This is a genomic window from Microbacterium pseudoresistens (genome assembly GCF_013409745.1).
Lineage (GTDB): Bacteria > Actinomycetota > Actinomycetes > Actinomycetales > Microbacteriaceae > Microbacterium > Microbacterium pseudoresistens.
This window is the reverse complement of record NZ_JACCBH010000001.1, coordinates 593,121-605,251: the sequence shown is the minus strand read 5'-3', so window position 1 is coordinate 605,251 and position 12,131 is coordinate 593,121. Positions and strand designations below refer to the sequence as shown.

Sequence of the window (12,131 nt, the reverse complement as noted above, 5' to 3'; positions counted from 1 at the left end):
GCCGAGTGCGCGGCTTATCGACGTGAAGAACCCGTGCACTGGGTGACAAGCCGTGCACTCGGGGCATCGCGCGGCGCATTCACGACTTTCTCCTATCGTTTTTCGATAGTAGAGTATTGAAAAACGATAGGAGTCGATCGTGGCGAGATCCGTCGTGTGGCTGCTGCAGGCGCTACTCGCACTGTTCTTCGCGGTGAGCGTGCTCGTGCAGGTCTGGGTGATCCCTTCCCTGGCGCGAGACGTCGCCGTGCACTATCCGTTCCTGGCGCACCTCGAGGTCGTCGGCGTCGTCGGCCCCGTGCTCATGGTGCTGTGCGCGCAGATCGTGCTCGTCTGCCTGTGGGCCCTGTCGAGTATGGCCGCCGCGGGCCGCGTCTTCCGGCGCAGCGCATTCCGCTTCGTGGATGTGGTGATCGCCGCGCTCGCCGCGTTCGCGGTGCTCAGTCTCGCGGCGCTCGTGCTCTGCGCAGCCAACGACGCGCTCGCCCCCGGCAACGTGCTCGTGCTCGGCGGCGGCATGCTCGGCTCGTTCGCCGCGGCGCTACTGGTCGTCATCATGCGCGGGCTGCTCGTGACGGCGACGCGCCTGGAGCAGGATCTAGCCGAGGTGATCTGATGCCGATCGTGCTGAACCTGGACGTCGAGCTCGCCAAACGAAAGATGTCGGTCGCGGAGCTGGCCGACCGGGTGGGCATCACGCCGGCGAATCTCTTCGTGCTCAAGAGCGGGCGGGCCAAGGCCGTGCGCTTCACGACGCTGGAGTCGATTTGCCGTGCGCTGGAGTGTCAGCCCGGCGACCTGCTCGCTTACGAACCCGACTGAGGCACCCGCGAGTGCACGGCATCCCGACGAATGTGCGGCCTGTTCGCGGGCACAAGCCGCGCAGTCGGTGAGATCCCGCGCACTCGGGAGGGGCTTGGTCTTGGGATCGGGATTCAGGATGCGGTGGCGAGCTCCTGCACGAGCGCGGATGCGGCCATCTGCCCCGCGGCCGCGGCCATGACCACCGAGGCGACCACGCCGGGAAGCGTCGCACGGTGGGCGAGATCGCCCGCGGCCGAGACGCCGGCGAGCGAGGTGCGACCGAACTCGTCGATCTCGATCGCGCCCGACGGCAGCATCCGCAGGCCCAGTCGATCCGCGAACGGGGCACGCTGGCGCGTCGTGCCCTCGGCGACGAACAGCCCGTCGACCTCGATAGGACCGTTCGTCGTCTCCACGTGGACTCCGTCGCCCGACGCGGTCACCGCTGTCACCGTGCCCGAGAGCACCGGCACACCCTTCTCACGCAGGCCGGCGGCGAGCGCCGCGTCGGCGGCAGCCCCCGTCGGGATGACGATGAGCTCCGCGCCGATGGCGCTCAGGAGCGCGACCAGATGCTCCGCGCGCTCCGCCCCCAGGATGCCGACGCGCCGGCCGGTGAACTCGTGGCCGTCGCAGAACGGGCACATGAAGGCGCGACGACCCCAGAGACCGGCGAGTCCGGGGACGTCGGGCAGCACGTCGACGAGCCCTGTCGCCAGCAGCAGTCGGGAAGACGTCTCCTCCTCGCCGTCGGCGAGGGCGACCCGGAAGCCTCCGTCGACTGCCGAGACGGACGCGGCTGCCGCATCCCGCATCTGCACCGTCGAGTACTCCCGCAACTGATCGCGCGCCACGGCGCGGAACCGGTCGGGCGGTGTGCCGTCATTCGCGATGACGTGGTGCATGTGCGCGACGCCTGCATTGCGGTACTCGCCGCTGTCGAGCACGAGGACGTCGCGATGCATGCGTCCGAAGGTGAGAGCCGCCTGCAGGCCGGCGGGGCCTGCGCCGATGACGATCGCGTCGTACATGAATCCTCCGATGAGTTGTGTTCTCTGGAAGTGTGTGACTTCATGTCAACATGAAGTCAAGCGAGACGCATCCCTGGTCGGTCGGCGACGTCGCCGCACGCTTCGATCTGCCGACCAACGTGCTGCGGCACTGGGAGTCGGTCGGACTGCTGCATCCGGAGCGGGACGCCGCGGGACGTCGGCGATACGGCGAGGAGGAGGTCGTGCGCGTCGCGATCATCCGGCGCAGCAAGGCCGCCGGCATGACCCTGGAGCAGATCGCGGTGCTCCTCGACGACGGGAGCGCAGGTAGGCACGCGGTGCTGCATGAGCACCTGGCCGATCTCGACCGGCGGATGGACGACATGCGCCGCTCCCGGGAGATGACGGAGCACGCGCTGCGATGCCGTGCTCATGACATCCTCGCCTGCCCGAACTTCCGGGCCGGGGTCGATGACGTGCTCGCGGCGATGTGACCCACCGTCTCCTCGCCGAGTGCGCGGCATGTCACCCAATGCGCGGCGTGTTCGCGGAAACAATCCGTGCACTCGGCGAGAAGCCGTGCACTCGGGGGAGGGGGAGGAGAAGGACGGGAACCAGCCTCTCCGCTCGTCCATAGGGATCGGTCGTAGGATTCACAGCGTGTTCCGCAGCCCCCGCACCCCGCGCGGCGTCGGGCGACCCCGGGCGACGCGCGCCGTCTCGGCAGTGCTCGGCCTCGCGCTCGCCGCAGGGCTCTCGGCGTGCGCGAACGACCCCGTCGCCCAGCAGTACCTCGACGGCGACAGCAAGGGATACATCGGCTCGGCGGGGCTCCGCGTCGACGAGATCACGCCGGACGAGCGCAAGGACCCGGTCGACTTCGGAGGCACGCTCGACAGCGGCGAGGCCTTCGACAGCACCGAGGTCGCCGGAGACGTCGTCGTCGTGAACTTCTGGTATGCGACGTGCGGCCCCTGCCGCGTGGAGGCCGCGGACCTCGAGAGCGTCTGGCAGGAGTTCGCGGATCAGGACGTCTCGTTCGTCGGCGTGAACACGTACGACCAGGCCGACACCGCGCGCTCGTTCGCCGAGAAGTACGGCGTGACCTACCCGAGCATCATCGACGTGAACACCGGCGACGCCAAGCTCGCCTTCGCCCAGGCCACCACCATCCAGGCCACGCCCACCACGCTCGTGCTCGACAAGCAGGGCCGCGTGGCCGCCCGCATCGTCGGCCAGCTCGAGGAGCCCTCGATCTTGTCGACGCTCATCAAGGACGCCCTCGCGGAGACGGCGTGAACGTCGACGCCCTCGTCGGATTCGGCGCGCTGTGGCTCGCCCTGCCGGTGGCGATGCTCGCGGGACTCATCTCGTTCCTCTCGCCCTGCGTGCTGCCGCTGGTGCCCGGATACCTGGGCTATCTCGGCGGGGCGGTGTCGGGTGTGGCCGGGCGCGGGTCGGCGGATCCGGCCGCGCCTCCGCGGCGGCGCCTCGTGCTCGGCGTGCTCCTGTTCATCGCCGGATTCACGCTCGTCTTCGTGCTGCTGACGATCATCGGCGGAGCGGCGGGGATGTTCTTCGCGCGCTGGGGAGATCTCATCACCCGGATCCTCGGCGCCGTCATCATCCTCATGGGGCTCGTGTTCATCGGGCTGTTCGGCTTCGCCCAGCGCACCATCCGGATCAACCTCACCGGCCGCGCCGGGCTCATCGGCGCGCCGTTGCTCGGCATCGCGCTGGGCCTGGGATGGACGCCGTGCATGGGCCCGACGCTCACCGCGATCACCGCGGTCGCCTGGAACCTCGGCGATCCGTGGCGCGCGGGCCTGCTCGGCGTCGCCTATTCGCTGGGGCTGGGCATCCCGTTCCTGCTCGTCGCGCTCGGCTTCGGCTGGGCGACCCGCTCCATCGGGTTCCTGCGCCGTCATGTGCGCACCGTCAACATCATCGGAGGCGCGCTGCTCATCGTGCTCGGCGTGCTCATGGTCACCGGCGTCTGGACCGACGTCATGTCTCGGCTGGGGGCGGTGATGCTCAGTGTCGACCTCCCCCTCTGACGACGACGCGCAGAACCGCGCGGCCGATCCGCTGCGCCCCGGCGACCACATCGACTCCGCGGAGCGCATCGAGTCGCCGCGCCTGGGCGTGGCCGGCTGGCTGCGCTGGGGCTGGCGTCAGCTCACCTCCATGCGCACGGCGCTCGTGCTGCTGCTCATCCTCGCCATTGCGGCGATCCCCGGCTCGATCTTCCCGCAGCGGATGGCCGACCCCAACGGCGTCACGCAATGGCAGAGCGACAACCCCGATCTGTTCCCCGTGCTCGACGCCCTGCAGCTGTTCGACGTCTACGTGTCGGCGTGGTTCTCGGCGGTCTACCTGCTGCTGTTCCTCTCGCTCATCGGATGCGTCATCCCGCGCATCAAGCACCACCTCACGGCGCTGCGCTCGCGCCCGCCGCGCACACCCGTGCGGCTGCAGCGGCTCGACGACCACACCTCCACCGAGCGCTTCGTCGCCGGGGCGGATGCGGCGACGGCGGCCGCCGCGACGATCGACGTCGCCGAGAAGCAGCTGAAGGCGCTGCGCTACCGCGTCGAGCGCTACGACGACGCGCGGGGCTTCTCGGTCTCGGCCGAGCGCGGCTACGCCCGTGAGACGGGCAACCTGCTCTTCCATCTCGCGATCCTCGGGGTGCTCGTGGTCGTGGGCGCCGGCGGCGGCTTCGCATACACCGGCCAGCGCGTCGTGATCGAGGGCACGAGCTTCGTGAACACGCTGCTGGACTACTCCTCGATGAACCGCGGGCGCTTCGTCGCCGACGGCGCGCTCTCGCCGTACCGGATGACGCTGGACTCCTTCGACGTCACCTATCAGCCGTTCGGATCCAAGGCCCAGGGGCAGGCCGGCGACTTCTCCGCGAACGTGACGATCACCGAACCAGGCGGCGAGCCGCGGCAGGAGGCGGTGCGGGTGAACCATCCGCTCGACGTCGCGGGCGACAAGATCTACCTGCTCGGCAACGGCTACGCCCCCACGATCACGGTGCGCGACGCCGAGGGCGACGTCGTGTTCCACGAGCCCGTGCCGTTCCTGCCGCAGAACAACAGCACGATGACCTCGCTGGGGGTCGTGAAAGTTCCCGACGGACTGCCCGAGCAGCTCGGCATGATCGGCTTCTTCTACCCGACGGCCGCGCCCCTGGAATCGGGCGCGCTCACCTCGGCGTTCCCCGAGCTGGTCAACCCCGTCCTCACGCTGAACGTCTACTCCGGCGACCTCGGCATCGACGACGGCACGCCCCGCTCCGTCTACGTGCTCGATCCCACCGGCATGACCCAGCTGACCGGCGGCGATACGGGCGTCGACTCGATCGAGCTCGCCCCGGGCGAGACGGCCTCGCTGCCAGGCGGCATCGGATCGGTCACCTTCGAGAACGAGGCTCCGGAGGGATCCGACGGCTACTCCGAGTCGGTGCGCCGCTACGTGTCGCTGCAGATCCACCATGACGCCTCGGCGGTGTGGGTGCTCGTGTTCGCCGTGCTGGCCGTGCTCGGCCTGCTGCTCGCGCTGTTCGTGCCCCGGCGCCGGATGTGGGTGAAGGCCGCCGTCGTCGACGGGCGTGTGCGCCTGGAGTACGCAGGTCTCGCGCGCGGCGAGGATCCCACGCTGCGTGCAGCGGTCGACGAGCTCGCCGCGGGTCACGCCCGCCTGCTCGACGCCGATGGACGCACCAGGCCGGTCCCGCCCGACGAGCATGACGGAGCACCCCCGAACCCCGAGACACCGCGAAAGTAGAATGAGCCCATGGACCTCGACTCCCTGTCGGTGCTGCTGATCTGGACCGCGATCGCGATCTACGCGGCGGCCTTCGTCGCCTACGTGTTCGACCTCGCCCGGCGCTCCCAGGTGGCGACGGACGCCCGATACGGGGAACAGGCCGCACCCACCCTCGTCGGCGCTGCGGTCGGAGCGGTCGGATCCGGGGCACCCGCGCGGCAGGATGCGTCCGCATCCGTCGCGGGCGCCGGTGCCGGTGCTGGCGCGGGCACCAAGCCCCGCTTCGTCATGGCGCGGATCGGCATGTCGCTCACCGTGCTCGGGTTCCTGTTCCACCTCGGCGGCGAGGTGCTGCGCGGGGTCGCCGCCGGGCGCGTGCCGTGGTCGAACATGTACGAGTTCGCGATGACGGGAACGCTGCTCATCATCGCCGTCTACATCGCCGTCAACGTGCGCCTGGACCTGAAGTACCTGGGCACGTTCATCCTCGGCCTCGTCGTGGTGCTGCTCGGCGGTGCCGCCACCAACTTCTACGTCGTGGTCGTGCCGCTGGCCGACCCGCTCAAGAGCGTGTGGCTCGTGATCCACGTCTTCGTCGCGACATTGGGCACGGCGTTCTTCGCGCTGGCGTTCTCGCTGTCGGTGCTCCAGCTCCTGCAGCACCGCAGGGAACGGTTCGTGGTGGCCGGGGCAGAGAAGAAGGGGCTGCGCTTCCTCACGACGCTGCCGTCGTCGGTGCGACTGGAGAGCCTCGCCTACCGTTTCGCCACCGTGGGGTTCATCCTCTGGACGTTCACGCTCATCGCCGGCTCGATCTGGGCGCAGGATGCCTGGGGCCGGTACTGGGGCTTCGACACCAAGGAGACGTGGACCTTCATCATCTGGGTGCTCTACGCGGGCTACATCCACGCACGGGCGACGCGCGGCTGGCGCGGCACGCGCTCGGCGTGGCTGTCGATCGTCGGCTTCGCCGCCGTGCTGTTCAACTTCACGATCGTGAACCTCTTCTTCAAGGGTCTGCACGTCTACTCCGGCCTGAGCTGACCCGGTTCCGGTGCTGTGCGAGTACCGGAAGACCCGCGTGTCCGCCACGCGGTGTATATTGCGATGTATGCGGCGGACGAACATCTACCTTGAGGATCGCCAGACGAAAGAACTCGACCGTCTGGCGAAGGATGCGGGTGTCCCGCGCGCTGAGATCATCCGTCGTCTCCTCGATCGGGCGCTCATCGGCGAGGACATCGGTCCCGCGGCGCTCCTCGGTGCTATCGATGCGTCCTTTGGAGCGCTGGCCATCGAGGTCCCTGAGAGAGGAGCCACGGAGCGCGATCGTCATCTCGATGACGTGTGGGCCGTGGGATGATCCTCGTCGATACGGATGTGCTGATCGCTCATCTTCGCGGCGTTCCGGAAGCGCACGCCTGGTTGCGCGATGCTGCGGGTCGCGATTCGCTGGCGATGAGCGTCGTGACGATCGCGGAGATCACCGGAGGCATGCGAAGCGCTGAGCGACGAGAGGTGCAGACGCTGCTCCACGCGATCCCGTCGATTCCGATCGGTGAGCTCATCGCCCGCCGTGCAGGCGATCTTCGCCGCGAGTTCCATCGGAGTCATTCCGGCATCGGCACGGCCGACTACTTGATCGCGGCCACCGCGGAGACGGCTGGAGCCCGACTGGCGACCCTGAACGTAAAGCACTTCCCGATGTTCCCCGACCTGGCAGCGCCCTTCACTCGGGGGTGACGTCAACGGTCAGGCGGAGGCGAGCACGGCCTTCGCGGTCGTGGTGCGGCGGCGTGCCACGGCGAGCGTCGTGGCGCCGATCGCCAGCACGGCCCACACGATGAGCCCCGCGACCGCCGATCCCACGCCATTCGTCTCCGTCCCGCTCGCGCCCAGCAGCGCCGTGGCGGCGGGCGATGTCGGCAGGGCGGAGGCGACAGAGGCGAGCCAGCCGGGGAGGGTCGAGATGATCGCCGCGGCGATGGCGGTCACACCCACGACGGCGCCGACCCAGCGACCCGTTCCGCTCAGCACGGCCACGAGCGCCTGGTTGATCGCCGCGAAGGCGACGCCGGTGAGCACCGCGACACCCGCGAAGCCCCACCACTGGGCCGGGTCGTAGCCGGCGACCGTCTGCACGATCAGCGCGACGAGCAGACCTTGACCTGCACCGATCGCCGCCGCCGGGGCGAGCGCGCGGAGCACGAGCCCGATCGAGGGGCGTCGCGAGGCGAGGGTGCGCGCCGAGACGGCCCGCAGGGCGATGAACGAGGCCAGCGCGCCGAACCACAGCACGACGGCCGCGAGCACAGGGATCGCGGTGGGCCCGAACATCCCGCTGTCCGATTCGGACTGCACGGGAGAGGCGACGACCGAGGCGAGCGAGGTGGCCTCATCGTCGGAATAGGAGGGCAGCGAGTCGGCCGCCTGACGCAGCCCCGAGGCGAGGTCGGACGTACCGGAGGCCAGCGAGCCCAGCCCGTCGGCGAGCGAGGATGCCCCCGTTCCCAGCTGCGCGGCGCCGCTCTGCAGCTGCGTGGCGCCGTCGGCCAGAGCGGATGCGCCCGAGGCGCTCTGCTCGATGCCGCCCGCGAGCTGGCCCGCGCCGCCCGCGAGGTCGTACGCCCCCTGACCGGCGGTGCGCAGCTGCGCGGCGATCGACGCCGGCGCCTGCGCGGCGAGCTGGGTGAGGCCGTCGGAGGTTCCTGCCGCGGCCTGTGCGGCGAGGGAGGAGCCGTCCCGCAGCTCGGCGGCGCCGTCCGCGAGCGCCTGCAGCTGCGCGCAGAACTCCGGCGACGCCTGCGCGCCGCACACCGCGGTGAGCCCGGCCAGGCCGTCGGAGAGCTGGCCGAGACCGCCGTCGACGCCGGCGGCGGCCTGAGCGGACCCGGCAGCCGCGTCCAACAGCTGCTGCGGCACGATTCCCTGCGCCTCGAGCTGGTCGGCTCCGGAGAGGAGACCCGCGCCGAGCTGTGCGGCGCCGTTCTGCACGCCGCGCGCACCTTGGCCGATCGTGCCGAGCCCCGCGGAGAGGTCCGAGGCGCCGGACGCGAGCCCGCCGGCGCCCGAAGCGATTCCCTGGGCTCCGGCGGGCAGCCGCGCCGCACCGGAGGCCGCTTCGGCCGTTCCCGAGGCGAGCTGCGCGGCGCCGTCCGCGGCCTGGCCGATGCTGTCGCCGAGGGTGCTGAAGCCCACGAGCACGTTCTCCAACGTCGACTCCGACAGAGTCGTGCCCATCGTTGATGCGGCGACGGTGGCGATCTGGTTCGCGATGAGCCCGTCGGCGACTCGGCCGTCGGGCGCTGTGGTGACCGAGATCGTGGCCTTCTCGGGATCCACCGCCTCGCCGCTCATCGAGCGGCCGGCGGAGGTGGCGGAGGCGGAGAAGTCCTCGGGGATCGTCACGACGGCCTGGTAGGTGCCGTCGGCGAGGCCGGAGGCGGCATCCTTCTCGTTCGAGATCACCCAGGTGAGGTTGGAGTCGTCGTCTCCGGTGCCCTCCACGAGTCCGGCCGACAGCTGGCGGCCGAGCGGAGCGAGCTGGCCGTCGATCTCGACCGGGTCGTCGAGGTTGACGATCGCCGCCGACATCTCCTCGAGGCGTTCGGTGGGATTCTGCAGTGCGGCGACGAACACGCCGCCGATCGCGGCGGGCAGCAGCAGCACGCCGAGCACGGTGAGCCAGGTCACCGGGCGGCTCGTGCGCGCGCGTTCGATCAGGGTGGTCATGCGGTCACCTCGCGGAGGACGGAAGACGGGTGTTCGGATGCGGATGCCCGCATCGCGGTGAGGTCGAGCAGGTCGGGTCGCCATCCCGCCTCGCGCAGCAGGGCGCTCGCCGCGTCGGCGGATGCCGCGGTCGCGACGACGGCCAGAGGCTCGTCGGTGCGGGCGGCGGCGTCGCGCAGGAGCGCGGCGGCCTGGTCGGCGGCGGTGGGCGAGAGCCGGTCGAGGCCGTCGACGACGACGAGGCCGGTGCGTCCGCGCAGCGCCTCTCGCAGGTCGTCGAGCGGATGCTCGGAGCCGGCGACGTCGACCCAGCCGACGTGGGCGCGCACCCAGGCCGCGCGTCCCGGCAGCAGGTGCCCCGCGATGCGCAGGCGGCCGTCGGCGGCAGGGATGCGCGCGGCGAGCGCGAGCGACAGGGTGCGCCGCACCCCGGCGTCGCGCCCGGTCACGACGAGCGCCTCGCCCGGCGCGACGCGCAGCGAGAGCCCCTCGAGGATGGGCGCGTCGGCGGCGAGCACGAGGTCGTCGGCGGCGACGACGGATCCGTCGCCGGGCCACGCCGCCAGGGTGCGCTCGCGCTCCACGGCCTCGCCCTCGATGTCGACGTGCGGCAGGATGCGGGCGAGCCAGCCGGGGATGCGCCAGGCGTGGTCGCCGAGGATCGCCATGAGCGCGGGGATCAGCGTCATCCGCACGAGGAACGCGTCGATGGCGATGCCCGCCGCGAGCCCCAGCGCGATCGGCTTGAGACTGGAATCGCCCTCCGGCACGAAGGCGACGAACACGGCGAACATGATGAGCCCGGCCGCCGTGACGACCTTCGCCGACCCGGTGAACCCGTTGCGGACGGCGCGGATTGCGGCGGCGCGACGCGTGGCGGGCTTGCGCGATCCGGCGTCGTGCACGTACTCCTCGCGCATCCGCGAGACGAGGAAGACCTGGTAGTCCATGGCGAGGCCGAACAGAACGCCCATGAGCACGATGGGCATGAAGCTGATGATCGGACCGACCTTCGCCACATGCAGCAGGTCGGCGAACCAGCCCCACTCGAACACCGCGCCGACCACGCCGAAGGCGGCGACGATCGACAGCAGGTAGCCCAGGGCCGCGGTGATCGGCACCCAGATCGAGCGGAACACGATCGTCAGCAGCACGAGCGAGAGTCCGATGACGAACACGCCGAACGGCAGCAGTGCCGCCCCGAGTTGATCGGAGATGTCGATCGCCACCGCGGTGAACCCGGTGACCTTCAGGTCGATGCCGAACTCGTCGAGCCATTCGTCGTGGTGCGCACGCAGCTCGCGCACCAGATCCGCCGTAGCAGGGTCGTCGGGGGCCGTGGTGGGGATGACCTGCACGATGCCGGTGTCGGCCGTCTCGTTCGGGGTGGCGAGGGCCACTTCGGCGACGCCGTCGATCTTCTCCACCGCATCCTCCAGGTCCTCCATGAGCCCGAGCGGGTCGGTGGAGGTGACGATCGTGCCGGTGAGGATGAGAGGGCCGTTGGAGCCGGGGCCGAAGTGCTCGGAGGTCAGGTCGTACGTCGTGCGCGCCTCCGACCCCTTCGGCAGCACGCCGGCGTTGGGCAGGGCGAGGTCGAGGCTGGTCGCCGGCACGGCCATGACGCCCAGCCCGAGCACGACGGCGATCGTGACGAGCACAGGATGCCTGGTGACCCCGCCGACCCAGCGCTGCGAGAACGTGCGCCTCGGGGCGGGCTCTGCATCCTCGCCGGCGTCTGCCGCCCCCTTGCGAGGGGCGCGTGCGCGGCGCGGGCGGCCGACGATCCGCCCCTTGAGCAGGCCCAGCAGGGCGGGGGTGAGCGTGACGGCGATGAACACGGCGATCGCGACGGCGACGGCCGCGGCGATGCCCATCGTCGTGAGGAAGGGGATGCCGGCGAAGCCGAGTCCGATGAGTGCGATGAGCACGGTGATCCCGGCGAACACGACCGCCGAGCCCGCGGTGCCCGTCGCGCGCGACGCCGACTCCTCGGGGTCCGTTCCCGCGCGCACCTGATCCTGGTGGCGGGCCATGATGAACAGCGCGTAGTCGATGCCGACGGCCAGACCCAGCATGAGGGCCAGCAGCGGGGTGGTCGACGAGACCGAGGCGAAGGCGGTGGCCGCGAAGATGCCGGCGATCGAGATCCCGACTCCGAGCACGGCGGTCAGCAGCGGCAGGCCCGCCACGACGAACGACCGGAACGTGACGATGAGCACGAGCAGGGCGATCACGAGGCCCACCGCCTCGGTGAGCGTCACGCCGGGGATCGACATCGCGAACAGGTCGCCGCCGAGCTCGGCATCGGCGCCGGCGGGCAGGGCGTCCTGCAGGTCGGTGACCACGGCGCGCAGCGCATCCTTCGTCTCGTCGCTCACATCCGTGGACTGCCCATCGAACTGCAGTCGGGCGATGGCGGCGGTGTCGTCGTCGCTGACCATGCCGGAGATGTTCTCGTCGAACGGCGAGGTGGCCGCGAGCACGCCGTCGAGGTCGGCGAGCTGTTCCACGGCCTTCTCGATGGGCTCGCGATACGCGTCGTCGGTGACCTCGGATCCGGCGGCGGCGACGACGATGAACTGCGCGCTCGTGCCGCTCACCTGGGGGAAGGTGCGCTCCAGCTGCTCCAGACCCGCCTGCGACTCGGTGCCGGGGATCGAGAACGAGTTGTCGGTGCCGGACCCGAGCACCAGCGCCCCGCCGCCGGCGACGCCGAGCACGAGCAGCCATGACACGAGCACGCGCCAGGGGTGGCGGAACGACCAGCGACCGAGCGACGACAGGAGCGTGGACACGTCAGGGGCCTCCCAGGCGGGTTCGATA

Annotated in this window: 12 protein-coding genes; 9 read left to right on the top strand and 3 right to left on the bottom strand. The window is 70.6% G+C overall.

From position 1 onward, the window contains the following. Positions 1 to 139: 139 nt before the first annotated feature. Entirely contained in the window at positions 140 to 616 is a 477-nt protein-coding gene (locus BKA02_RS02920) for a DUF2975 domain-containing protein (RefSeq protein WP_179431147.1), read from the top strand. Next, the gene (locus BKA02_RS02915) at positions 616 to 822 is read left to right on the top strand and encodes a helix-turn-helix domain-containing protein (protein WP_179431145.1); all 207 of its coding nucleotides are present in this window, start codon (positions 616 to 618) and stop codon (positions 820 to 822) included. Before BKA02_RS02920 ends, BKA02_RS02915 begins: the two co-directional genes overlap by 1 nt. Before the next feature lie 113 nt (positions 823 to 935). Here BKA02_RS02915 and BKA02_RS02910 read toward each other — a convergent pair whose 3' ends face one another. Next, positions 936 to 1,835 carry an NAD(P)/FAD-dependent oxidoreductase gene (locus tag BKA02_RS02910; protein WP_179431143.1) on the bottom strand — a complete coding sequence of 300 codons (900 nt, stop codon included), beginning with the start codon at positions 1,833 to 1,835 and terminating at the stop codon, positions 936 to 938. Between the two features lie 50 nt (positions 1,836 to 1,885). On the opposite strand from BKA02_RS02910, the gene BKA02_RS02905 reads away from it, so the two are divergent. From BKA02_RS02905 to BKA02_RS02875, 7 genes are all read left to right on the top strand, one after another. After that, a complete protein-coding gene (locus BKA02_RS02905) occupies positions 1,886 to 2,290 on the top strand; it encodes a MerR family transcriptional regulator (RefSeq protein ID WP_179431141.1) in 405 nt (134 codons plus the stop codon). Positions 2,291 to 2,456: 166 nt separating this feature from the next. Continuing rightward, positions 2,457 to 3,095 carry a TlpA family protein disulfide reductase gene (locus tag BKA02_RS02900; RefSeq protein ID WP_343045325.1) on the top strand — a complete coding sequence of 213 codons (639 nt, stop codon included), beginning with the start codon at positions 2,457 to 2,459 and terminating at the stop codon, positions 3,093 to 3,095. Then, positions 3,092 to 3,853 (top strand): cytochrome c biogenesis protein CcdA, encoded by a 762-nt coding sequence (locus BKA02_RS02895; RefSeq protein ID WP_179431137.1) that lies wholly within the window; start codon positions 3,092 to 3,094, stop codon positions 3,851 to 3,853. The genes BKA02_RS02900 and BKA02_RS02895 overlap by 4 nt, the downstream gene beginning before the upstream one ends. Next, the gene (gene resB, locus BKA02_RS02890) at positions 3,834 to 5,591 is read left to right on the top strand and encodes a cytochrome c biogenesis ResB family protein (protein ID WP_179431135.1); all 1,758 of its coding nucleotides are present in this window, start codon (positions 3,834 to 3,836) and stop codon (positions 5,589 to 5,591) included. The genes BKA02_RS02895 and resB overlap by 20 nt, the downstream gene beginning before the upstream one ends. Before the next feature lie 9 nt (positions 5,592 to 5,600). Beyond that, a complete protein-coding gene (gene ccsB / locus BKA02_RS02885) occupies positions 5,601 to 6,617 on the top strand; it encodes a c-type cytochrome biogenesis protein CcsB (protein WP_179431133.1) in 1,017 nt (338 codons plus the stop codon). A gap of 67 nt (positions 6,618 to 6,684) precedes the next feature. Continuing rightward, positions 6,685 to 6,936 carry a ribbon-helix-helix domain-containing protein gene (locus BKA02_RS02880; RefSeq protein WP_179431131.1) on the top strand — a complete coding sequence of 84 codons (252 nt, stop codon included), beginning with the start codon at positions 6,685 to 6,687 and terminating at the stop codon, positions 6,934 to 6,936. After that, positions 6,933 to 7,316 (top strand): type II toxin-antitoxin system VapC family toxin, encoded by a 384-nt coding sequence (locus BKA02_RS02875; protein WP_179431129.1) that lies wholly within the window; start codon positions 6,933 to 6,935, stop codon positions 7,314 to 7,316. Before BKA02_RS02880 ends, BKA02_RS02875 begins: the two co-directional genes overlap by 4 nt. A 9-nt stretch (positions 7,317 to 7,325) precedes the next feature. On the opposite strand, the gene BKA02_RS02870 is transcribed toward BKA02_RS02875, so the two are convergent. Together BKA02_RS02870 and BKA02_RS02865 are read right to left on the bottom strand one after the other, a co-directional pair. Continuing rightward, positions 7,326 to 9,305: a YhgE/Pip domain-containing protein gene (locus BKA02_RS02870; RefSeq protein ID WP_179431127.1), complete on the bottom strand. Its 1,980-nt coding sequence runs from the start codon at positions 9,303 to 9,305 to the stop codon at positions 7,326 to 7,328. After that, positions 9,302 to 12,103, bottom strand: a complete 2,802-nt coding sequence (locus BKA02_RS02865; protein WP_179431125.1) for an efflux RND transporter permease subunit — start codon at positions 12,101 to 12,103, stop codon at positions 9,302 to 9,304. The genes BKA02_RS02870 and BKA02_RS02865 overlap by 4 nt, the downstream gene beginning before the upstream one ends. Between the last annotated feature and the right edge of the window lie 28 nt (positions 12,104 to 12,131).